Annotated in this window: 17 protein-coding genes and 3 pseudogenes; 7 read left to right on the forward strand and 13 right to left on the reverse strand. The window is 72.2% G+C overall.

Annotated elements, in window-relative coordinates:
• Positions 1-55 precede the first annotated feature (55 nt).
• Positions 56-1207 (reverse strand): acyl-CoA dehydrogenase family protein, encoded by a 1152-nt coding sequence (locus ACRWNP_RS23080; protein WP_431964296.1) that lies wholly within the window; start codon positions 1205-1207, stop codon positions 56-58.
• Positions 1208-1311: 104 nt separating this feature from the next.
• Here ACRWNP_RS23080 and ACRWNP_RS23085 point away from each other — a divergent pair, with 104 nt between their 5' ends.
• The 5 genes and pseudogenes from ACRWNP_RS23085 to ACRWNP_RS23105 all read left to right on the forward strand — a co-directional run bounded on the left by ACRWNP_RS23085 (position 1312) and on the right by ACRWNP_RS23105 (position 4856).
• Positions 1312-2016: a TetR family transcriptional regulator gene (locus tag ACRWNP_RS23085; protein ID WP_431964298.1), complete on the forward strand. Its 705-nt coding sequence runs from the start codon at positions 1312-1314 to the stop codon at positions 2014-2016.
• A gap of 61 nt (positions 2017-2077) precedes the next feature.
• Positions 2078-2431 carry a Zn-ribbon domain-containing OB-fold protein gene (locus ACRWNP_RS23090; protein ID WP_431964300.1) on the forward strand — a complete coding sequence of 118 codons (354 nt, stop codon included), beginning with the start codon at positions 2078-2080 and terminating at the stop codon, positions 2429-2431.
• A 254-nt stretch (positions 2432-2685) separates the two neighbouring features.
• A complete protein-coding gene (locus tag ACRWNP_RS23095) occupies positions 2686-3150 on the forward strand; it encodes a Crp/Fnr family transcriptional regulator (protein WP_431964302.1) in 465 nt (154 codons plus the stop codon).
• A 24-nt stretch (positions 3151-3174) separates the two neighbouring features.
• Positions 3175-3709: pseudogene (locus ACRWNP_RS23100) on the forward strand (LuxR C-terminal-related transcriptional regulator); the annotation flags it as partial.
• A 253-nt stretch (positions 3710-3962) separates the two neighbouring features.
• The gene (locus ACRWNP_RS23105) at positions 3963-4856 is read left to right on the forward strand and encodes a hypothetical protein (RefSeq protein ID WP_431964304.1); all 894 of its coding nucleotides are present in this window, start codon (positions 3963-3965) and stop codon (positions 4854-4856) included.
• Here the strand turns inward: ACRWNP_RS23105 and ACRWNP_RS23110 are convergent.
• From ACRWNP_RS23110 to ACRWNP_RS23130, 5 genes and pseudogenes are all read right to left on the reverse strand, one after another.
• Positions 4857-5411, reverse strand: a pseudogene (locus ACRWNP_RS23110) (sensor histidine kinase); the annotation flags it as partial. It lies immediately after the preceding gene.
• Positions 5412-5476: 65 nt separating this feature from the next.
• A complete protein-coding gene (locus ACRWNP_RS23115) occupies positions 5477-6481 on the reverse strand; it encodes an MASE1 domain-containing protein (protein ID WP_431964306.1) in 1005 nt (334 codons plus the stop codon).
• The gene (locus ACRWNP_RS23120; protein ID WP_431964308.1) at positions 6478-7314 is read right to left on the reverse strand and encodes a PP2C family protein-serine/threonine phosphatase; all 837 of its coding nucleotides are present in this window, start codon (positions 7312-7314) and stop codon (positions 6478-6480) included. The genes ACRWNP_RS23115 and ACRWNP_RS23120 overlap by 4 nt, the downstream gene beginning before the upstream one ends.
• Positions 7315-7385: 71 nt before the next feature.
• The gene (locus tag ACRWNP_RS23125; RefSeq protein ID WP_431964310.1) at positions 7386-8387 is read right to left on the reverse strand and encodes a helix-turn-helix domain-containing protein; all 1002 of its coding nucleotides are present in this window, start codon (positions 8385-8387) and stop codon (positions 7386-7388) included.
• 177 nt (positions 8388-8564) lie between these two features.
• Positions 8565-12428 carry a S8 family serine peptidase gene (locus tag ACRWNP_RS23130; protein ID WP_431964312.1) on the reverse strand — a complete coding sequence of 1288 codons (3864 nt, stop codon included), beginning with the start codon at positions 12426-12428 and terminating at the stop codon, positions 8565-8567.
• Between the two features lie 291 nt (positions 12429-12719).
• Between ACRWNP_RS23130 and ACRWNP_RS23135 the strand changes: the two are divergent.
• Positions 12720-12914 (forward strand): annotated as a pseudogene (locus tag ACRWNP_RS23135) (aldehyde dehydrogenase); the annotation flags it as partial.
• 24 nt (positions 12915-12938) lie between these two features.
• Here ACRWNP_RS23135 and ACRWNP_RS23140 read toward each other — a convergent pair.
• Positions 12939-13427 (reverse strand): TIGR00725 family protein, encoded by a 489-nt coding sequence (locus tag ACRWNP_RS23140; protein ID WP_431964314.1) that lies wholly within the window; start codon positions 13425-13427, stop codon positions 12939-12941.
• A gap of 63 nt (positions 13428-13490) precedes the next feature.
• Here ACRWNP_RS23140 and ACRWNP_RS23145 point away from each other — a divergent pair, with 63 nt between their 5' ends.
• Entirely contained in the window at positions 13491-14693 is a 1203-nt protein-coding gene (locus ACRWNP_RS23145) for a glycoside hydrolase family 3 N-terminal domain-containing protein (protein ID WP_431964316.1), read from the forward strand.
• Between the two features lie 160 nt (positions 14694-14853).
• Here ACRWNP_RS23145 and ACRWNP_RS23150 read toward each other — a convergent pair whose 3' ends face one another.
• The 6 genes from ACRWNP_RS23150 to ACRWNP_RS23175 all read right to left on the reverse strand — a co-directional run bounded on the left by ACRWNP_RS23150 (position 14854) and on the right by ACRWNP_RS23175 (position 21433).
• Positions 14854-15402: a GNAT family N-acetyltransferase gene (locus ACRWNP_RS23150; protein WP_431964318.1), complete on the reverse strand. Its 549-nt coding sequence runs from the start codon at positions 15400-15402 to the stop codon at positions 14854-14856.
• A 164-nt stretch (positions 15403-15566) separates the two neighbouring features.
• Entirely contained in the window at positions 15567-16595 is a 1029-nt protein-coding gene (locus tag ACRWNP_RS23155; RefSeq protein ID WP_431964320.1) for a LacI family DNA-binding transcriptional regulator, read from the reverse strand.
• 10 nt (positions 16596-16605) lie between these two features.
• Entirely contained in the window at positions 16606-17688 is a 1083-nt protein-coding gene (gene rhaS, locus ACRWNP_RS23160) for a rhamnose ABC transporter substrate-binding protein (RefSeq protein WP_431964322.1), read from the reverse strand.
• 148 nt (positions 17689-17836) lie between these two features.
• Positions 17837-18868 carry an ABC transporter permease gene (locus ACRWNP_RS23165; RefSeq protein ID WP_431964324.1) on the reverse strand — a complete coding sequence of 344 codons (1032 nt, stop codon included), beginning with the start codon at positions 18866-18868 and terminating at the stop codon, positions 17837-17839.
• The gene (locus ACRWNP_RS23170; protein WP_431964326.1) at positions 18861-19916 is read right to left on the reverse strand and encodes an ABC transporter permease; all 1056 of its coding nucleotides are present in this window, start codon (positions 19914-19916) and stop codon (positions 18861-18863) included. Before ACRWNP_RS23170 ends, ACRWNP_RS23165 begins: the two co-directional genes overlap by 8 nt.
• Positions 19913-21433, reverse strand: coding sequence for a sugar ABC transporter ATP-binding protein (locus tag ACRWNP_RS23175; protein ID WP_431964328.1), 1521 nt, complete (start codon positions 21431-21433; stop codon positions 19913-19915). Before ACRWNP_RS23175 ends, ACRWNP_RS23170 begins: the two co-directional genes overlap by 4 nt.
• Positions 21434-21726 lie beyond the last annotated feature (293 nt).

A 21726-nucleotide genomic window follows, 5' to 3' on the forward strand; every position in this document is an offset into this window, starting at 1 on the left:
CGCGACAACGATCCTCAAGCTCACTTGATGTCCCTCCACACTCTCGGTTTGCTGATTACGGCAGGTTGCGGGCCATGACGATGCGCTGGACCTGGTTGGTGCCCTCGTAGATCTGGGTGATCTTGGCGTCGCGCATCATCCGCTCCACCGGGTAGTCCCGCGTGTACCCGTAACCGCCCAGCAGCTGCACCGCGTCCGTGGTGACCTCCATCGCCACGTCCGACGCGTAGCACTTGGCCGCCGCACCGAAGAACGTCAGGTCCGCGTCCGACCGCTCGGACTTCGCCGCCGCCGCGTACGTCAGCTGCCGCGCCGCCTCCAGCTTCATCGCCATGTCGGCCAGCATGAACTGGATGCCCTGGAACTCGGCGATCGCCTTGCCGAACTGCTTGCGCTCCTTCACATAGCCCTTGGCGTAGTCCAGCGCGCCCTGCGCGATGCCGATCGCCTGCGCCGCGATCGTCACGCGCGTGTGGTCCAGGGTGCGCATCGCCGTGGCGAAGCCCGTGCCCTCCGCACCGATCATGCGCTCGGCGGGGATCCGCACATTGTCGAAGTACACCTCACGGGTGGGCGATCCCTTGATGCCCAGCTTCTTCTCCGGGGCCCCGAAGGACACGCCCTCGTCGCCCTTCTCCACCACGAAGGCCGATATGCCCTTGGAGCGCTTGTCCGGGTCGGTCACGGCCATGACGGTGTAGAACTCCGAGACACCCGCGTTGGTGATCCACCGCTTCACGCCGTTGAGCACCCAGAAGTCCCCGTCACGCACGGCGCGCGTCTTCATCCCCGCCGCGTCGGAGCCGGCCTCCGGCTCCGACAGGCAGTACGAGAACATGCCCTCGCCACGCGCCAGCGCGCCCAGGTACTTCGCCTTCAGCTCCTCCGAGCCGGACAGCTGCACCGGCAGCGACCCCAGCTTGTTCACCGCCGGGATCAGCGAGGACGAGGCGCACACCCGCGCCACCTCCTCGATCACGATCACCGTCGACAGCGCGTCCGCACCCGCGCCCCCGAACGCCTCCGGCACGTGCACCGCGTGCAGGTCGTTGGCCTCCAGGGCGTCGCGCGCCTCCTGCGGGAAGCGACCCTGCTCGTCCACCTCCGCCGCGAACGGCCCGATCTTCGCCTCGGCCAGCGAACGCACCGCGTCCCGGAGCATGTCGTGCTCCTCCGACGTCCGGAAGAGGTCGAAATTGTCACTCACGTCCGTTACTCCAGTCCGCGTCAGGCTTCCATGGCATCGAGTACCCTCAATTATGCACACTCAGTGCCATTGATCGACGGTCCCCCGGTGTTAGGTTCGCCTCCATGACCACGAAGCCCCCGATGCGGGACGCCCTCGTCGCCGCGGCCTTCCAGCTCTTCCTGGAACGCGGCTACGAGGCCACGACCATCGACGACATCGTCACCCTCGCCGGCGTCGGGCGCCGGTCGTTCTTCCGATACTTCCCCTCCAAGGAAGACGTGGTCTTCCCCGACCACGAGCGCGCGCTCGCCGACATGACCCGCTTCCTGGAGGCCAGCGCCGACACGGACGACCCGGTGACGCGGGTCTGCGACGCGGCGCGCCTGGTGCTCACCATGTACGCCGAGAACCCCACCTTCTCCGTGCAGCGCTACCGCCTCACCAAGCAGGTGCCCGGCCTGCGGGCATACGAACTCTCGGTCGTCTGGCGTTACGAGCGCGCGCTCGCCGACTACCTCGGGACCCGCTACGCCGACCGCCCCGACGGCAAGCTCCGGGCCGACGTGATCGCGGCAGCCGTGGTCGCCGCGCACAACAACGGCCTGCGCACCTGGCTGCGTTCCGGCGCGGAGGGCGACGCCGGCGCGGCCGTGGACCACGCGCTGGAATTCGTCCGCAGCGCCTGGAACCGGGAGGGCACCGCGCGGCAGGGCGCCCCGGAGGCGGAGGACGACGTGGTGATCGTGATCACGAAGCGGCGGACGCCCATGTGGCGTGTCGTCCGGGAGATCGAGGCGGGCTTGGCGGAGGAGGAGTCCCCCGCATAGGACCCCACTCGGGGCACTCAGTGCCTTCCCAAAGTGCACTCAGTGCCATATGGTGTGCGCCATGGATGACCGGACTCTCGACGCGCACGACGAATCGGTTGACGGCGGGCTGCTGGTCCAGCGCTGCCGTTGGTGCGGCAACACCGCCTTCCAGCGCCTCCTCTGTCCCACCTGCGCCTCCACGGAGCTCGAAGAGGTGCGCAGCGACGGCACGGGGGTGATCGTCCGATCGCTGCGGGACACGTCCCTCGTCGACCTCTCCGACGGCTTCTCGGTGCGGGGCCGGATCGTCGGCGCCTCCCCGACGCAGGTGCGCAGCGGCGCCCGCGTCCGGCTGGCCCGCACCGCCGGCGGCGAGGCGGGCGGGCTCCTCTTCGAGCTCTGCGAGCCGCCCGCTTCGCAGTACACCTGGTAAACACCCCCGGCCGCCGCCTCCCGTACGTCAGTTGTGCTCGGGGTGCTGGGGCATCGCGGACAGCAGTGGGTTGAGGAACAGCAGGACGCGGGCCAGCGCCGCGGGCGTCACCAGGGAGTACAGCTGGGGGCCGAAGGGGCCCTCCCCGATGACGGCGCGACGCTCCCGCGTTGGGGCCGGTCGGCCCCTCCTCGCGCTCCCGGGTGCCGGAGCACCCTGGTGGTGAGGGCGTACCGGACGAGAGGGAGGACGCGATGACCACCACCACGACGGGCCTGCTCGACGCATTGCCCCCGGAGACCCGCGGGCGACTGCTGGAACTGGCGCGTGAAGTGTCCTTCCCGGCCAGGGCCCGGATCTTCGAGGAGGGGCACAAGGCCGACCGTTTCTGGATCATCCGCACCGGCTCGGTCGCGCTCGACCTGCACGTGCCCGGCCGGCAGCCCGCCGTGGTCGAGACCCTCGGCCCGGGTGACCTGCTCGGCTGCTCGTGGCTCTTCCCGCCCTATTGCTGGCATCTGGGCGCGCGGACGCAGAGCCCGGTGAGGGCGGACGAGTTCGACGCCACGTTGGTACGGGCGCTGTGCGAGGCCGACGCGGTGTTCGGGCGGGCGGTCGCCCGCCGGGTCGCGCAGGTCGTCGCGCACCGCCTTCAGGGGGCTCGCACCCGGCTGCTGGACCTGTACGGTCCGCAGGGCAGCGGCAGCACGGCGCACTGAGGAGCGCGTGGCCGGTGGCACCGGGCGCGCGCCCCGGCACTGCGGCCCGACGAAGCGATGGCCGACGTGCGCCTCCCCGCCGACGGCACCGGCGTCGGGAAGCTGCGCTCGCGCATGCTGGGGCTGGCCTGTCTGATGCTGACCTCCTTCGACGACGCGCCGCTGGACGCGATCACGGCCGGTGCGCCGGTTATGTGCTGAGCAGATCAAGGGCTCCGAACTGGCCTCCGGGGTCCGGACGGTGGCCTCGGGCCAGCCGATGCTCGACCCGGCCACCACCGCCCGCCTGATGCACAGCCTGCGCGAGCACGAGCAGCAGCCGGAGCCGCGGGACGAGGCGCCGGCCGGTCCGACCTCGCGCGAGCGGGAGATCCTGGAGCTGGTCGGCGAGGGACTGACCAACCGGCAGATCGGGGAACGGCTGTTCCTGTCGGAGAAGACGGTCGAGAACCATGTCTCCCGGATGCTGGACGAGCTCGGCGTCGAGCGCCGCATCCAGGCGGCCGTGCCCGCCACGCAGCGCCAGCACACCGGCGGCGCACCGGGACCGGGTCCCTGAGGGGACATACCCGGATACAGCGCCTTCGCGCGCCGGCACGGTTGGCAAGCACCGCACCCCCCGACGGCACGCGTGCCGGTCAGCGCGAGCCGCCACCACGGCGGCACCGGCGCCTGCCGGTGTGCGTGAGCCGGCCGGGCGGGACGGCTTCGCAGGGATGCCCCGGCGACCCAGGCGGTAGGGCCGGTCGGCCCTCCCCACGGGGCGTCGCGACGTGCAGGGTGGAGCACGCGCCGTCCGGAGGGAGCGCGTCATGAATCCCACCACGCTCAACGGGGCGACCCTGGAGAAGCTGATCTCCGCCGCTGTCGCGGCGCCCTCGTTCCGCGGCAGCCGGCCCTGGCGTTACCGTCTCGATCCGGACACCGGCACGTTCCAGGTGCGCGCGGTCCCCGAACCGGGCGTCCCGGACTCCGAGGCGGCGGCCCGCGCCCTGCACGTGTCCGTCGGCGCCGCCGTGTTCAACCTGCGGGTCGCGCTGGCGCACTTCGGCTGGGAGACGGCCGTGCGGCTGCTGCCCGTCCCCGGCGACCCCGACCTGCTCGCCGCCGTGCGCCCGATCGGCCCGCGCCACGTCGGCGACCACGCATACCGGGATCTGTACGACGCGATCTGGCGGCGGCACAACTGCCGTACGCCGTACTTCGCGCACTGCCCCACCGGGGCGGTCGTGCTGGAGCTGATCGACGCCGCGCACGCGGAGGGAGCGTCGTTGACCCTGCCCCGCACGGAGGAGGCGCTGCGGCTGCTGCGGCTGACCGCGGAGGCCGAGCAGCGCGGTGCGACGGGCACGGGCCGCGCCGTCGGTTCCGGGGGCCGGGTCCACGAGGAATCGGGGGCCGGAACGGCCGCCTTGGCCGATCCCGGGCCGCGGTCGCTGGTCGCGGTGCTGTGCACGCCGCACGACACGTGCGCCGACTGGCTGCGGGCGGGGCAGGCGATGGAGCGGGTGGTGCTCCTGGCGACGGCGCACACCGTCCACGCGACACTGCTGCACGAGGCGATGCAGTGGCCGGACCTGCGGGCGGCGATGCGCACCACGGACTGCGGTCCGGGCCTGGTACAGATGCTCATCCGGTTCGGTGCCTCGGCGTCCGGGTACGGCGCGCCGCAGGTGCCGGTCCGCGAGACCGCGCAGTGGGGCTGATCAGCGCGTACCCCGGCCGTCCGACGGCACCCGCCAGACCAGGCGGGTGCCGCCGTGGTCGGGTCTGTCGAGCGTCATCGTTCCGCCCGGCTTCCCGGCGCGCAGCGCGAGGTCGGCCAGTCCGCCGCGGCGCCCGTGCCCGGGAAGCCCACGCCGTCGTCGCTGACCGTGCGGGTCAGCGTGCCGGAGCCGACGACCAGGGACACCTCCGCGGCGTGGGCCCTGGCGTGCCGGGCCACGTTCGACAGGGCCTCGGCAAGCACGGCCATCACGTGGTCGGCGACCACGGCCGGCACATCGGTGTCGATCAGCCCCTCCATGCGCAGCGACGGGGGTGAAGCCCAGGCCGGGCACGGCCTCCTCCACCGCCTTCGCCGTCCGCACCCGCAGCCCCTGGCGGCCGGGGCCGGTGTCGTGACTGCGCAGCCCGAAGATCGTCGAGCGGATGATCTCGATCGTCTCGTCCAGGTCGTCCACGGCCCGCAGCAGCCGCTCGCTCGCCTGCGGGTGGCCCACGAAGCGCATCGCGCCCTGCAGCGTCATCCCGGTGGCGAAAGCAGGGCGCTGGTGATCTCCGCACACAGCGCCACCTTGGCGGCGGGACGCGCGCAGCGACGCCGCTATTCGTGGCCCCGTTCCCCTGGCGGTACGGCCGCCCAGTGCTCGATCTGCTCGTCGGGCGCGAGCCGGGACAGGGCCTCGCCGAGCCTGCGGCAGACCAGCTCGATCTCGCGGCGGGTGTGCTCCCGTTCGGTGACGGTCGCCGACAGCAGCAGGGCGGTCAGGGCGGCGGACCCGTTGAAGGCCTGGAGGGTCGCCATCTTGGCGAAGAGGTCGAGCCCCGCGAACGGGCCGGACCCGGCCGCGGCGGCGTCGATCGCGATGAGCGAGGTGATCAGGGCGCAGGGCGCGGCGCCGGCCAGCTGGAAGCGGAACGCGGCCCAGATCAGCAGCGGTGAGACGAGGAAGAGCAGCCCGGGCGTGCTGTGGGTGGCCACGACCGTGACGAGCGCGGTGCCGGCGAGCAGGGCCGCCGCCTCCGCCCAGCGGTACGGCGGTACCCCTCGCGGCGGCCGGACGTTGCGCAGGACGAGCAGCAGTGGCGCGATCACCAGCACGCCCATCGCGTCGCCCGTCCACCAGACCGACCAGGTGGACCAGAAGGCGCCGGCCGGTACGGCCCCGGAGGCCACCAGCACGCCGCTGCCGATCGTCGCGCTGATCAGCATCCCGCCGAGTGCGCCGAGGAACACCAGGGCGAGAGCGTCCTGCAGCCGGTCGAGTTCGACGCGGAACCCCACCCTGCGCAGCAGCAGGCAGGCGCACACCGGGGCGAGGGTGTTGCCCGCCGCGATCCCCAGCACGGGCAGCAGGGACGGCCCGATCGCGATGTTGACGACGAACGCGCCGATCGCGATCCCCGGCCACAGCCGGATGCCGCCGAGCAGCAGGCCGACCAGGGCGATCCCGGTCGGCGGCCACATCGGGGTGACCTGGCCGCGCACCAGCTGCTGCTCCAGGCCGATGCGGGCCGCGCCGTAGTAGGCGGCCGCGATGGCCAGGACCCACAGGGCCGTGGCGCTGCGGCCCCGGAGCCCCTCTGCGTGTCCGCCGGCGGCGGTCATCGCGGTGCCGCCCCGCAAGGTCCGCCGTGCGCGAGGACGAGCACGGCGGCGTCGTCACTGTGCCCGGTGAGGTCGGCCACGGCGATCACCCGGGCGGCCAGTTCGTCCGGGTCCGCGGTGCAGCCGGCGGCGGCCAGCTCCGCCACGCGTGCCAGCCCCTCGTCGATGGGATGCCCGGGCCCTTCCACCACGCCGTCGGTGACCAGTACGAAGGCACCGGAGCCGGCCAGAACGCGGCGGGTCGAGGGGTACTTCTCTCCGTCGAGGATGCCCAGCGGCAGGCCGCCCTCGTCGAGCACGATCTCGCAGCCACCGTCGTCGGTGGCCCACACCGCCGGCACGTGTCCGGCGCGGGCGTCGACCAGTTCGCAGGTCGCGGGGTCGAAGCGGAGGAAGGTGCAGGTCACGAAGGGGGCGGACCCCATGGAGATCAGCAGGTCGTTGGTGCGGGCGAGCACATCCGCCGGTTCCGTGGTGGCGACGGCGACGGCACGCAGACAGGTGCGCACCTGGCCCATGTAGGCGGCGGCCTCGACGTCGTGGCCCTGTACGTCGCCGATCGCGCAGCCGACGCTGCCGTCCGCCATGGGGAACACGTCGTACCAGTCACCGCCGATGTCGAGCCCGTCACGGGCGGGGGCGTACCGGCCCGCCACGCGCAGTCCGGGGACGGCCGGGAGTGCGGCGCCGAGGGTGTGCCGCTGGAGTGCGGCGGCCAGCTCCACCCGGGCCTGCTGCATCTTGATCCGCTCGAGGATGCGGCCGGTGAGCTGTCCGAGTGTGTGCAACAGCTCCTCGGCGCTGCTGGAGGGAGCGGTGTGACGTCGGGACATGGCACCAACGCTCCGTCCTTGGGCACTCGCGCCACTCTCACCTTACGCCCGCGAGCCCTCCCGCACCCCTTTCAGAGCCAGCCGCGGCGGGCAGCCTGCCATGCGAGCTGCATGCGGGTGGCCGCGCCGGCGAGCGTCATCATGTGCTGGATGTGGCGCTGCACGGTGCGCCGGCTCAGGCCCATCTGGCTGGCGATGGCCTTGTCTGCGACGCCCGCGACGAGCAGCGACAGCAGCCGGCGGTCGGTCTCGCACAGCGGGTCCGCTTCGCCGGCTCCGTCGGTGCCGCTCATCGCGCCGGACGCGCTGACGTGCAGCGGTACCGCGTCCTCCCAGTAGCGTTCGAACAGCGCGGTCAGCGCCTCCAGGAGGCTGCTGTCGCGCAGCAGCGCCGCGGTCGGTTCGTTGGGGCTGCCGTGCGGGCCGCCGGGGACCAGGGGACAGATGGCTATGGTGCGGTCGGCGACCGCCAGCCGCAGCGGCAGGTGGGGCACGGAGCGGGCCATCTCCCCGGCCTGGACGCCCTCAACAACGTTGTCGATGGCCCCCTCGTCGTCGAAGAACGCCCGCTCGTACAGGACGCGGTAGCGCACACCGCGGGCCAGGGCGTCGTATTCGGCGCGGTTGCTGCCCGAGGGCATGGCGACGTACTGCGCCTTGCAGAACCAGAGCATCTCGTGGCGTGCGTTCTCCTGCATCTGCCGCAGGTGCTGGCGCAGCGCCTCACTGCCGGTGATCACCTCGATGAGCTGGCCGGCGTCCTGGCGGCGCGCGGTGCTGCGGTAGCTCTCCAGCAGGTCGGTGACCGCGGTGCGGGCCTTGTCGAGGGCGTCGGCCTGACGTTGCAGCCGCGGCAGCAGGGCCACGTCGGGCGGGGTGGCTGCGTACTGCCGGGGGAAACCGTCGGTCGGGCTGGCCAGCCCCTTGGTGGCGAGGGCGGCGAGGACGCCCTCCGTCTGGCCGGGCGGGAGGCCCGTCTGGGCGGCGACCTCGTCCGCCGAAGCGGTCGCGGTGGTGACCAGAAGCCGGTAGACGGTCTCCTCGACCGCGGTGAGACCAGCCGCCTCGAGCATGCCGCGTTCCTCCGGGTACAGGACGGTCCGCACGGCAGGCGCGCAGTCCGCGCACAAGCCGCACATATCGTTAAAGCTTGGACTATACCCGGGAAATGTTTCGTGCCAATGGCACGGCGGGTGCAGGGGCCCACACTCCCCTGCACCCGCCGCAGTGTCAACGGTGACGCCCCACCGTCACCGTCGTCCGGAGGACCCCGTTCCGCTGTGCAGATAGGCGCGGTCCACCGTCTGCCGGACGCTGTTGCCCGCAGCGTCGGTCGCGGTCACACGCAGCGTCACATAGGCGTCGCCGCGCACCCGCGACGGACGCTCCACGGTGGCGGTGAAGCCGCTGCCCTTGCGGGCCGTGCGCGCCGTCGTCCAGGTCTTCCCGTCGTCGTAGGACGTCTCCACCCGCAGGGTCACCCCGCGCGGCGCGGCCATGCCGTCCTGCATCCGCACGTTCAGGCCCAGGTCGTACCGCCGGGCGGAGCCCACCGCGTTGCGGGCGTCGACCGGTACGGCGTAGTCGACCTGGAGCAGCGGCAGCAGCGTCATGTCGGCGGCGGCACCGGAGCGGAACGACCACGAGGTGCGGGTGCCGACGCCGAAGCGCCAGTCGTCCGATACCCGGGTGGTCGCCAGGTCCAGCCGGTACTCGGCATCGCCCGCGGGCACCTCGAAGTCGCCCCACGCGCCATGGCCGGACTCGGCGATCCGCTGCCCGTCGCGGTAGAGCACCGCGACGGCGGTGTCGTCCAGCGACGCTCCGTCGCCGGCGCGGGCCGCGCCAGTTCCGATGCCGCCACCGAAGCCGTTGATCTCGTAGAACGAATAGTGGCCGGTACCGGAGTCGTTGAACTCCGGAACGAAGAGGGACAGGGTGTTGCCCCTGCGCACCGACGGCCAGGCCGCACCGCGCGGAATCGACGGACGGACCACGGCCCCGAACCAGCGCTCCGTGGCCTTCTGACCGGGCCGGTAGGTGCGCGGCACGTTGTGCATGCCTGCCCCGAGCGGGGTGTCCATGCCGAAGACGACGTTGTGGTGCACGGTGTGGCGCCACAGGGTGTCCCCGCCGGTCACGTACTCCACACGCTCGCGGCCCGTCGGCACCTCACGGCTGTACTGGAGCCAGGCGGTGTCCTGGTACGGACGCCACCCGAAGCGCTGCTCACTCGCCCACTGCGAGGCGCCGGTACGGGTGTAGGTGCTGCGGACCACGGCGCTCTCGCGCTCGGAGACGGTGTGCACCAGGTTCTTCGGAACGAAGCCCTTCGACACCTGCATCACGTCGTACAGGTACGGGCTGCGCACCGTGCCGGAGAACTCCACCGTGGTGGTGCGCTCGTTGATGCTCTTGAGGAGCGCGGTGCCCTCCGCCGCGCCGGCGCGCATGGTGGGCAGGGCCATCCGGTCGCCGGTCGGGCTCCACCGCGTCCAGGGGTAGAAGCCGTCCTCCACGACCAGCGTCAGCGCCTTGGCCCCGGCGGCCGCGGCCGCCTCGGCGAGCTCCCGTTCATCGGTGAAGTGCCAGCGGACGACGGCCAGTTTGCCGCGGACGCCGGCCTTCTGCAGCTCGGCCGCGGTGCCGGTGCCGGCGTCGACGGCGGTCAGCTTGGCGCCCTTGTCGTCGAAGGCCGGGGACGCGGGCATGTAGTACGGGGTGAAGGCCTGCGACGTGCCGGAGACCTTCGCCCGCAGTTGCGGGGCGACCAGCTGCCAGCGCGAGGCGTACTCGAAGTCGCCGTCGGTGACGCGCGCGGTGGGGCTGACGTAGATCCGCTTGGCGATGTCGAAGAACATCACGCCCTGGAGCAGGCCGTTGCCGTCGATCTTCCGGTACGTCTGGTAGCTGAGGATGCCGCGCTGCTCGGCGGGCCGGGGCGTGCGGATCTTCACCTCGGTGACCTTGGAGGCGTCGAGCGTCACCGTGGTGTCCTTGGTGACCTTCACCTCCGGGTTGACCACCTCGCGGAGCTCCTGGCCGTCCGCGGCGTTGTCCAGCATGCCGAAGCTGAGCTGATACGTGCCCTCCTCGACCTCGGCCACTGCGGGCTCGAAGCCGCTGTACTCCACGAACCCGTCGGCGCCCCAGATCGTCGGCGCCGCTCCCTCGATGACCTTGCCGTCGCGGTCGCGGGCGACCACGGTCAGCTTGTGCTTGGGGGCGTGCACTTCGAGGCTGACGGTGGTGTGCGCGACAATGGTGCCGTCGTCCGCCGTGGCGGTGACGAAGCCGTAGTACTTCCCGCGCGAAGCGTGGGCCGGGTCGGTGCTCAGCGGGACGTCGGCGGTGGCGCCGGGCGCGAGGCTCACGGTGCCGGAGCCGAGGGTGACGACCCCTTCGGGCAGCGCGCGCCCGGTTCCGGTGGACAGCGTGACGGCCAGCTTCAGGTCGGCCTTCTTGTCACCGGTGTTGGTGTAGCGCACGGTGGCCGCCTGCTGCCGGCCCGCCGTTCCGCCGTTCTGGACCGGGGGCAGCGCGATCGTGCCGGTCGCGGTGATCGGGCCGGTCGCGGTGGCCAGGTCGATCCGGCCGCCGCCCTGCTCGGTCACCTTGGTGCCGGGCACCGTGCGCGAGGTGCTGATCAGCGCGTCCTTGATCTGCTGCGCGCCCCAGCCCGGGTGCTGCTGCGCCAGCAGCGCCGCGGCGCCCGCGACGTGCGGAGTGGCCATCGACGTGCCCGAGGCGGCGACATAGTTCGCGTCGACCGGGTCCCCCATGGTGGTGCCCGCGGCACGGGCGGCCACGATGCCCACACCCGGCGCGGTCACGTCGGGCTTGACGGCGCCGTCGCCGAAGCGCGGGCCGCGGCTGGAGAAGGAGGCGAGGGAGTCGTCCCGGTCCACGGCGCCGACGGTCAGCGCGGCGTCGGCGGCGCCCGGCGAGCCGACGGTGGAGGCGCCCGGGCCCGCGTTGCCCGCGGCGATGACGAACAGCGTGTCCGTCGACGCGGTCAGGGTGTTGACGGCCTGGCTCATCGGGTCGGTGCCATCGGTCTGGATGTCCGCACCGAGGCTCATGTTGACGACCTTGGCGTGCTCGCCCGCCGCCCACTCCATACCGTCGATGACCTGCGACTCCGACCCCGACCCGTCGTCACCGAGCACCTTGCCGACCAGCAGGTCCGCCTTCGGCGCCACACCGCGCCGGGTCCCCTCCGACGCCGCGCCGGTGCCCCCGACGATGGAGGCGACGTGCGTGCCGTGCCCGAAGTGGTCTTCGGTGTTCGTGCTGTCGGAGAAGTTCCTGGCCTCCGCGATCCGCCCCGCGAGATCGGGGTGGTTCGCGTCGACACCGGTGTCCAGCACCGCGACCTTCACGCCCTGGCCCTCGTAGCCGGCCTTCCACGCGGCGGGCGCGTTGATCTGCGCGGTGCTGCGGTCCAGCACCGCCTTGACCTTGCCGTCCAGCGAGACCCGCGGGGTCACCGCGGCCCGGGCGGCGTCCGAGGTCCCGCCGGGGTTCAGCGTCTTCCAGAAGGCGCCGAGTTCGTCGCCGTCGACCCGGAAGGAGCGGGCGTCGATGCTCTCCAGGGTGCGGGAGGGCGCCTTGTCCGCGCGGAGCGCCACCAGCCGGTCGGCGGTCGCCTCGGCGGCCTTCGCCGCCCGCGCGGCGACCCGGGCACCGTCCCGTGCCGGCTCCGGCCGCGAGGAGACGATCAGCGGCAGCGTGGAGGTGTGCGCCTCGTCGAAGCCGGCGGCGATCAGCGCCGTCACGTCGAACAGCCGGCGGTCCAGGGTGCCCGCGGACACCAGTGCCTCGGCGTCGAACGGCAGGACGGTCAGGGACTTGTCGTCGGCTTCCAGCGTGCGGAAGGGGATGTGTTCACGGCCGGGTCCGGGCTGGACCGAGGCGGTGCGCCGCCCACCGGGCACCGACGTCACCGTCACCCGGTCACCGGTCACCAGCCGGACGGTGGTGGAGTACGTCCCGACCCGGTCGGCGGATCGCGCCGGACCGTCCGGGGCGGTCCCCGCGGAGGCGCTGGTCGTGCCCCCGAGTGTCACCACCAGCACTGTCGATATCGCCGCCGTAAGGCGGAACCATGCCATCAGCCAAACACCTTTCGTACAGCTCCGGGTCACGCGCTGTCCGACAGAATCTGCCGACGTCAGGGAGGTGTCACCGGTTATCAGCTGTCACAGCTGTGACATGTCCCAACGGCGACACGACGGTTCGGGCAACCGGTGACGACCTGCGCCATGACACGCCGAACCGCCCGGTGCCGGTACGAACCGCCCCAAAGGGCGGCCCGGTGCGGGGAGGCGGTGTCTCCGGCAGGGCCGCGCCCCGCCGCCGCGGCGACACGGGCACTGCCCGGCTGACTCCCCGTAGGGCCGGGCGGCGGGGTCCGGACGGCGGACCGGGAGCACGGCCTGGAGATCGCCCGGCGGGTCCGCACCGGCGCCTTCCGCGTCAACGGCGCGGCGCCCGTCCTGGCGGCCTCCCTCGGCTCCTTCAAGGCGAGCGGTCCCGGCCGCGAGTCGGGCACGGCGGGACCGGCCCGCCGCACCGGACTGAAGCCCATCGCCGTCTGACCGCCGCGCGCCCTCCTCCGTCGCTCAGCCGCCGGGGGAGGACCCCGCCAGCGCGGCCTCCACGGCCTCCACGGCCTCCTCGGCGGATGCCGCGCGCAGGAACGTCCTCCCCGCCGGGGGCCCCTGCACGTCCCAGCCGCCGACCACGACGACGGGCTTCCCGGTCCGCAGGGCGAGCGCCACCTCGCTCAGGGTGCCCCAGCTGCCGCCGACCGCCACGACCGCGTCGGCGGCGGCGACGACGAGGCCGTTGCGGAGCTCACCGAGGCCGGTGGCGATCGCCACGGACAGGGACGGGTCACCCGCCCGGCGGTCCCGGCCCGGAAGAAGTCCGACGGTGGTCCCGCCGTGCGCGCGGGCGCCCTCGGACGCGGCGCCCATCACCCCGCCCAACCCGCCGCAGACGACGACGGCACCGCGCCGGGCCAGAAGTTCGCCGACCCCGCGGGCGACCTCGCACTCCCGCTCGCCGGCCTCGGCGGACCCCACCACGGCGACATAACGGCTCGTCATGACCCTCCCCCCGGCATCCCGCTCCGATTGACATACAGGACATCAAGGATATTCGCTGCACATGTGACCTCGTACGTCCTCACCCCCCGACGCGTGTCCCTCGCCCTGCTGGCCACGACGCTGGCCCTGGCCGCCTGCGAGAGGGCGCCGTCCGCCCCTGAGTCCATGGCCGCCACGGGGCGCGCGGCGGCCACCGCCACCCCGAAGGCGTCCTGCGCGGACCGGGTTCTGGCGGCGATGAACGACACGCAGCGGGTCGGCCAGCTCTTCATGGGCGCGGCCCAGTTGCCCACGCCGCCGAAGGCGGACCTGGACGCGATGAAGTCGTACGCCGTCGGGTCGGTGTTCCTCGCGGGCCGCAGCACGGCCGGTGTGACCAAGACCCGGACCCTGGTGGACGGGCTGCAGAAGTCGCTCGGGCAGACGGTGGCGGGGCAGCGGGTCGGCCTGCTGGTCTCCACGGACCAGGAGGGCGGCCAGGTGCAGGTCCTCAAGGGCACCGGCTTCTCCACCATCCCCAGCGGCAAGACGCAAGGCACGTGGTCCACCGCCACGCTGCGCTCACGCGCGGAAGGCTGGGCCAAGGAGCTGAGGAAGGCGGGCGTCAACGTCAACCTGGCCCCGGTCGCCGACATCGTCCCCGCCTCGATCGGCACCGCGAACGCCCCCATCGGCCGCTACGGCCGCCAGTTCGGCTCGACGTCCGGCGTGGTGTCCCCGCACGTCACGGCGTACGTCCAGGGATCGAGGACGGCCGGGGTGCTGACCACGCCCAAGCACTTCCCGGGCCTCGGCAGCGTCAAGGGCAACACCGACACGACCGCCTCGGTGACGGACACGACGCTGACCCGCACCGGTGGCAACATCGCCCCCTTCCGCGCGGGCATCTCCGCCGGTGCGGGGCTGGTGATGGTCTCACTGGCGACGTACAAGCGCATCGACCCCAAGCACAAGGCCGTGTTCTCCGCGCTGATCGTCGATCAGACGCTCCGCCACGACCTGGGTTTCAAGGGCGTCATCATCTCCGACGACCTCGGCAAGGCGGCCTCCGCCCAGTCCGTGGCGCTCGGCCAGCGCGCCCTGTCCTTCCTGCGAGCCGGCGGTGACCTCACCCTCACCGTCTCCCCCAAGGGCATCCCCACGATGGCCGAGGGCATCCGCTACGCCATGCGCCACGAACCGAAGGTGCGGACCCTGGTCGCCAACAGCGTGCGGCGCGTGCTGACCGCCAAGCAGGCGGCGGGCGTGCTGCGCTGCAGCGGTTGACGCAGCGCAGGCCTCCCAACCGGCCCCGGCCCGCGCGTGCCCGGGCCGGACCGGGCCGGCGACCGATCAGGTCGACGCCGGATGCCGTGACCGGGAACGTCGACCGGGCCGGCGGGTACGGCTCGTCGGGACGCGGCGCCGCCTTCCGGCAGCGGCCCTTTCAGACCGGGACTTCAAAGATGAGCTCGAGGCCGTCCACCTCGTCCCACTGCTCGCCGACCTCCACGAAGCCGAAACCGGAGATCGTGGCCAGGGACGCGGTGTTCTCGGGGCTGATCGTCACCCGTGCGGTCCTGACCGCGGGTTCGGCGGCGGCGCGACGCATCAACTCGGTCAGCATCGTCCTGGCGTACCCCTGACGACGGTGGCCGGGGGCCACCGAATAGCCGATCTCCACCATGCCCGTCCCATCGGGCGGGCCATGGAAACCGGCATACCCCACGACGACTCCCTCGGGCTCGGCCACCACGGCTCGGGTGAGCCACCCCGCGCTACCCGGGTCGGAGGCGAGCTGATCGACCCGATACCGCCAGACCCACTTCGCCTGATCGGTGAGGAAGTAGTCCGTGAGCCCGACTCCCGCTTCGGCACTGGCCCGGGCAAGGTCGTCGTCCAGCAAGGCGGTCATGGCCGGGCCCGAGAGATCAACGAATCTCACCGGCCTCAGGCCGGTCGGGGCGGGGGAGCGGTGGGCGGGCTCATCTGTCACGGCTCGGATGTTCGCGCAGCGCGCTGGAGCGTGTCCAGCGGTTTTCGCGGTGGCTGCGCCCCACCGGCGCAACGCGCTCAGGCGGCCGCCGGACCGCGTCGACCCGCGCCGTCATCGGACGCCCGAGGCGCCCGGCACCCCGGCCGGGCCCGGCCGGGGCGGCGTCAGCGACGGATCAGGCTGGAGTCGCGGACCACCAGTTCCGGCTGGAGCACGACCCGCCGGTGCCGGTGCTCCCGGGCCTGCGGCCCGGTCTCCTCCAGCAGCATCCCGGCGGCCAGCGCGCCCATGTTCGCGGCGGGCTGCCGCACCGAGGTGAGCGGCACCGCCGCCGCGGCCGCGAACTCGATGTCGTCGTAGCCGACGATGGCCATCTCGCCGGGCACGTCCACCCCCGCCGCGTACAGCGCCTGCAGCACCCCGAGGGCGAGCAGGTCGTTGGCGCAGAACACGGCGGTCGGCCGCTCCGGGAGGCCGAGCAGCCGGTGGCCGGCGTCCCGTCCGGCGGCGACGTCCAGCCGCTCGGTGGGCAGTTCGCGCAGGGTCTTTGGGGGCAGTCCGGCTTCCGCGAGGGCGGCGAGCGCCCCCGCGCGCCGGTCCCGGACCTGCTGCAGATGCCCGGGACCGGAGACGAACGCGATCCTCCGGTGCCCGGCGGCCGCCAGGTGACCGACGGCCGTCCGGCCACCGGCCACGTCGTCCACCGACACCGAGCACTCGGCGGTGCCCGCCGCGACCCGGTCGACGAGGACGAAGGGGATGCGGTGCCGCCGGAAGGCGGCGAGGTTGCCGCCGTCGGCGTCGGCCGGCGTCACCAGCACCCCGCGCACCCGCTGCTCCGCGAAGAGCGCCAGGTACGCGGCCTCCTCCCGCGGGTTCTCGGCGCTGTTGCAGACCATCACGCCGAGCCCCGCCTCCCGGGCCGCCCGCTCCGCGCCGCGTGCCACGTCGACGAAGAACGGGTTGCCCATGTCGAGCACGAGCAGGGCCATGATCCTGCTGCGGCCCGCCCGCAACTGCCGGGCGGACTCGCTGCGTACGTACCCCAGCCGGGCGATGGCGCGCTGTACGCGGACCCGGGTCGCCTCGGGGACCGCCTCCGGCCGGTTGATCACATTGGAGACCGTGCCCACGGACACCCCCGCCTCACGCGCGACGTCCTTGATCCCCACCGTGCGGCCCTTCTCCGCCACGCCCGGGCTCTCAGAACTTGAACTGGTCGATGTTGTCCTTGGTGAACACGGTCGGCTTGCCGAGCACCACCACGCCGTCCTTGCCGATGGTGTAGCTGCCCATGTCACCGGCCTTGAAGGTCTGGCCCTCGGCGCCGGAGATCTGGCCGGAGGCCAGGGCGACCGCGGCGTACGAGGCGAGGGAACCGAGCTTGGCCGGGTCCCACAGCTCGAAGGCCTCGACGGTGCCGTTCTTGACGTAGGCACGCATGTCGTTGGGCGTGCCGAGGCCGGTCAGCTTGACCTTGCCCTTGTACTTGGAGCCCGCCAGGTACTGGGCGGCCGCCTTGATGCCCACCGTGGTCGGGGAGATGATGCCCTTCAGGTCGGGGTACTGCTGGAGCAGGCCCTGGGTCTGCTGGAAGGACTGCTGGGCGTCGTCGTTGCCGTAGGCGACCTTGACCAGCTTGACGTCCTTGTACTTGGGGTCCTTGAGCTCGTCCTTCATGAAGTCGATCCAGGTGTTCTGGTTCGTGGCGGTCTGGGCCGCCGAGAGGATCGCGATCTCGCCCTTGTAGCCGATCTGCTCGGCCAGCAGCTGCACCTCGGTGCGGCCCAGGTCCTCGGAGCCGGCCTGTGAGACGAACAGGTCGCGGCACTCGGGCTTGGTGTCCGAGTCGTAGGTGACGACCTTGATACCGTTCTTGCGGGCCTGGTTCAGCGAGGTGCACAGCGCGCCCGGGTCCTGCGCGGAGACGGCGATCGCGTCGACCTGCTGCTGGGTCAGGGTGTTGACGTAGCTCACTTGGCCGGCGGTGTCGGTGCCGCTGCTGGTGCCGACCTCCTTGTAGGAGGAGCCCAGCGCGTCCAGGGCCTGCTTGCCGCCGCCGTCGGCGATGGTGAAGTACGGGTTGTTGACCTGCTTGGGCAGGAAGGCGACGGTCAGACCCTTCTTGGTCGCCGCGTCGGGGTCTGCCGACGCGGTGGCCTTGGCGCCGCTGCCGCTGTCCTTGGAGGAGTTCTTGGTGGTGCCGCCGCAGGCCGTGGCGCCGAGCGCGACGGCCGCGGTCACTGCGACGACGACGGTGGCTCGACGGGTGAGGGTTCTGGACATGGTGATCCTTTCGCTGCCGGAGCGGGCGCCGGAGTGAGGACGGGTGGTGGTGCGGGGGGTGGTGGTGCGGGGGGTGGTGGTGCGGGGGGGGGTGGTGGTGCGGGGGGTGGTGGTGCCGTGTGACGTGTGCGGGGGGGGAGGTGGGGGTTCACGAGGTGGCGAGGGCGGCCGGGGCCTTGTCGGCCGGCCTCCTGCGCGCCCTGGCCTGCGCCACCTGGCGGCCGATCCTCGGGGCGAGGACGGAGATCACCAGGAGCACGCCCGTGACGACGATCTGGGACTGCGCCGAGACGTTGAGCAGGCTCATGACGTTCTGTCCCGCGCCGAGCAGGAACACACCGGCGATCGCGCCGCCCAGGGTGCCCTTGCCGCCGTCGAAGTCGATGCCGCCGAGCAGGACGCCGGCGATGACGGACAACTCCAGGCCGGTGGCGTTGTCGTAGCGGGCGCTGGCGTAGTGCAGGGCCCAGAAGACCCCGGTGAGGGAGGAGACCAGGCCGGTCGTCACGAACATCGCCAGCTTCAGCCGCCGCACGCGCACTCCCGCGAACCGGGCCGCCTCCTCCGAGGTGCCGACGGCGAACAGGGAGCGTCCCACGGGGGTCGCGTGCAGTACCAGGACGGCGATCAGCAGCAGCACGGCGAAGGGGATCGCCGCGTACGGGATGAAGGTGCCGTCGATCCGGCCGGCGCCGAAGTCGAGGTACTGCTGGGGGAAATCGGTGACGGAGTCGGCGCCGAGCACGATCTGCGCGATGCCGCGGTAGGCGGCCAGCGTGCCGATGGTGACGGCCAGCGAGGGCAGGCCGAGCCGGGTCACGAGCAGGCCGTTGACCAGGCCGCACACGGCGCCGAGGAGCAGGCAGAGCGGGATGATCGTCTCGATCGCCATGCCGCCGTTCCACAGCGCGCCCATCACGGCGCCGGACAGGCCGGCGGTGGAGCCGACGGACAGGTCGATCTCGCCCGAGACCACGAGCATGGTCATCGGCAGCGCGATGAGCGCGATCGGCAGGGTGTTGCCGATCAGGAAGGACACGTTCAGGGCGTTGCCGAAGTTGTCCACGAAGGAGAAGGAGCAGATCAGCAGGACGACGAGCAGGGCGCCGACCGCGGTGTCCCAGCGCACCGCGCCGCCGAGGCGGGCGAGCGGGGCGGGGGCCTTGGTGGTCTCAGGCATGGTGGGCACTCCTCATCTGTGCGGCCCGCTTGCGAAGGACGCCGGCCACACGCAGCGCCACGATCCGGTCGACGGCGATGGCCAGCAGGAGCAGGACGCCGTCGATGGCCAGCACCCACACGGAACTGACGCCGATGGAGGGCAGGACGCTGTTGATCGAGGTGAGCAGCAGGGCGCCGAGCGCGGCGCCGTACACGGTGCCGGAGCCGCCGGTGAAGGCGACGCCGCCGACCACCACGGCGCTGACGACGGTCAGTTCGTAGCCGTTGCCGGTGCCGGAGTCGACGTTGCCGAAGCGGGCGAGGTAGAGCGCGCCGGCCAGTCCGGCGAGCGCCCCGCACACCACGTACGCGGTGAGGATCCGCTTGCGGACCGGGACGCCGGCCAGCCGGGCGGCCTCGGGGCTGGAGCCCAGCGCGTACAGATCGCGGCCGCCGCGGTAGCTGCGCAGGTAGTAGCCGGCCGCGACCAGTACCAGGAGCGTCAGCAGCGCGAGGTAGGGGATCACCGAGATTCCGTCGTGGCCGAAGTCGACGAAGCCGGCCGGCAGGTCGTTCGCGGTGATCTGCCGCGAGCCGACCCAGATGGAGTCGATGCCGCGGATGATGTAGAGGGTGCCCAGGGTCACCACGAGCGCCGGGACCTGACCCAGGCTCACCAGCAGGCCGTTCAGCAGGCCGAAGAGCACACCGAGGGCGACCGCGATGAGCACGGCGACCAGCGGGTCGCCGCCGCCGTGCAGATAGGTGCCGGCGGCGAAGGCCGAGATGCCGAGCACCGAGCCGACCGACAGGTCGACGTTGCGGGTGATGACGACCATGGCCTGGCCGACGGCGACCAGCACGAGGATGGTGGCGTTCAGCAGGAGGTCCTTGATGCCCTGCTGGGACAGGAACTCGCTGTTGTAGATCTGGGTCGCGGCCAGCATGACCACGAGCACGGCGAGCACGGCGAGCGCCCGCAGTCTCAGCACCCGGTCCAGGAAGCGGCGGGACGCGGTCGGTTCGTCCGCGGCGATCTGCTGCGGGGTGTCGGCGGTCACGGTCATGCCGCCCTCCGCACGCGGCCGGTCGCCGCCGCCATCACGGATTCCTCGGTCGCCTCCGACCGGGGGATCTCGGCCGTCAGCCGTCCCTCGTGCATCACCAGGACGCGGTCCGCCATGCCGAGGATCTCCGGCAGGTCGGAGGAGATCATCAGTACGGCCACGCCCTCGGACGCGAGCCGGGAGAGCAGCCTGTGCACCTCGGCCTTGGTGCCGACGTCGATGCCGCGGGTGGGCTCGTCGACGATCAGCACCCCAGGCGCGGTGGCCAGCCACTTGGCGAGGACGACCTTCTGCTGGTTGCCACCGGACAGCGTGCCGACGACGTCGGCCAGCCGTGCGTACTTCACCTGGAGCCGGACGGCCCAGTCCGCCGCGCGGCTGCGCTCGGCGCGACGGCTCATCAGACCACCCTTGGTGGTGGCGGCGAAGCCGGTGAGACCGATGTTGCGCTCGATGGACATGTCCATCACCAGGCCTTGGGCCCGGCGGTCCTCGGGGACCAGAGCGATCCCGGCGGCCATGGCGAGGCTCGGCGCGGCGCCGCGCAGCGGCTTGCCGTCGACGACGACCTCGCCGGCGTCCCGTCGGTCCACGCCGAAGATCGCCCGGGCGACCTCGCTGCGGCCGGCGCCGACGAGGCCCGCCAGGCCCACGATCTCGCCGCGGCGCACCTCGAAGGAGACGTCGGTGAAGACGCCTTCGCGGGTCAGCCGGCGCACGCTCAGCGCCACCTCGCCGATCTCCGCTTCCTGCTTGGGGTAGAGCTCGTCCAGGTCGCGGCCGACCATGCGGCGCACCAGGTCGTCCTCGGTGAGCGAGTCGAGGGGCTCGCTGGCGATCCAGGCACCGTCCCGCAGGGTGGTGACCCGCTGGCAGAGGGCGAAGATCTCGTCGAGACGGTGGGAGATGAAGAGCACCGCCGCGCCCTGCTCGCGCAGGGACTTGACGACGCCGAAGAGCCGGGCGACCTCGCTGCCGGTGAGCGCGGCGGTCGGCTCGTCCATGATCAGGACGCGGGCGTCGAAGGAGAGCGCCTTGGCGATTTCCACCAACTGCTGGTCGGCGATGGACAGTCCGCGGGCCGGCTGCTCGGGGTCGAGGTCCACGCCGAGGCGGCGGAAGAGTGCGGACGCGGCTTCGCGCACGGCCTTGTGGTCGACCCTGCCGAGCGAACGGCGGGGCTGACGGCCGACGAAGATGTTCTCGGCCACCGACAAGTCGGGGAAGAGCGTGGGCTCCTGGTAGATGACGGCGACCCCCGCGTCACGGGCGTCCCCCGGGCCGTGGAATTCCACGGGCCGGCCGTCGAGCAGCACGGTTCCGGTGTCCGGGCGGTGCACACCCGCGAGGGTCTTGATCAGCGTCGACTTGCCGGCGCCGTTCTCACCCGCCAGGGCATGGGCCTCGCCGGCGTGGAGCCGGAGCGAGACATCGCGCAGAGCGCGAACGGCACCAAAGGACTTGCTCACCCCCTCGAGCGCGAGCACCGGAGTGGTCTCCGGTTCGGGGTGCGTCATTGCGCCCTCCTGCTATGAAATGTTTCAACGGGGTTGCGGGGAAGCTAGCCCCGCCCTGCGGAGGCGTCAAGAGCTGCCACCTCCCCCTCCTGACCTGCACCCTCGAGAAACCCGCAGGTAACAGGCCCGACAACGCCGTACGAACAGCAACAACGCGCTTTCCGGGCACGGATGACACGATTCAATAACGGGGATCCAGGCCGACGGACCCCTTGACGGCCACCCGTGGACGTGGATAGCTTCACACCCGAATGAATCGATTCACTGAGCCGATTCACTGAGCCATCCGAGGT

Origin of the sequence: Actinacidiphila sp. bgisy160 (genome assembly GCF_965342435.1) — a bacterium.
Taxonomy (GTDB): Bacteria; Actinomycetota; Actinomycetes; order Streptomycetales; family Streptomycetaceae; genus Actinacidiphila.

Coding starts and splice junctions, on each gene's coding strand:
- ACRWNP_RS23085 (WP_431964298.1), top strand. CDS start 1,312: ATGACCACGAAGCCCCCGATGCGGGACGCCCTCGTCGCCGCGGCCTTC.
- ACRWNP_RS23090 (WP_431964300.1), top strand. CDS start 2,078: ATGGATGACCGGACTCTCGACGCGCACGACGAATCGGTTGACGGCGGG.
- ACRWNP_RS23095 (WP_431964302.1), top strand. CDS start 2,686: ATGACCACCACCACGACGGGCCTGCTCGACGCATTGCCCCCGGAGACC.
- ACRWNP_RS23105 (WP_431964304.1), top strand. CDS start 3,963: ATGAATCCCACCACGCTCAACGGGGCGACCCTGGAGAAGCTGATCTCC.
- ACRWNP_RS23115 (WP_431964306.1), bottom strand. CDS start 6,481: ATGACCGCCGCCGGCGGACACGCAGAGGGGCTCCGGGGCCGCAGCGCC.
- ACRWNP_RS23120 (WP_431964308.1), bottom strand. CDS start 7,314: ATGTCCCGACGTCACACCGCTCCCTCCAGCAGCGCCGAGGAGCTGTTG.
- ACRWNP_RS23125 (WP_431964310.1), bottom strand. CDS start 8,387: ATGCTCGAGGCGGCTGGTCTCACCGCGGTCGAGGAGACCGTCTACCGG.
- ACRWNP_RS23130 (WP_431964312.1), bottom strand. CDS start 12,428: ATGGCATGGTTCCGCCTTACGGCGGCGATATCGACAGTGCTGGTGGTG.
- ACRWNP_RS23140 (WP_431964314.1), bottom strand. CDS start 13,427: ATGACGAGCCGTTATGTCGCCGTGGTGGGGTCCGCCGAGGCCGGCGAG.
- rhaS (WP_431964322.1), bottom strand. CDS start 17,688: ATGTCCAGAACCCTCACCCGTCGAGCCACCGTCGTCGTCGCAGTGACC.
- ACRWNP_RS23165 (WP_431964324.1), bottom strand. CDS start 18,868: ATGCCTGAGACCACCAAGGCCCCCGCCCCGCTCGCCCGCCTCGGCGGC.
- ACRWNP_RS23170 (WP_431964326.1), bottom strand. CDS start 19,916: ATGACCGTGACCGCCGACACCCCGCAGCAGATCGCCGCGGACGAACCG.
- ACRWNP_RS23175 (WP_431964328.1), bottom strand. CDS start 21,433: ATGACGCACCCCGAACCGGAGACCACTCCGGTGCTCGCGCTCGAGGGG.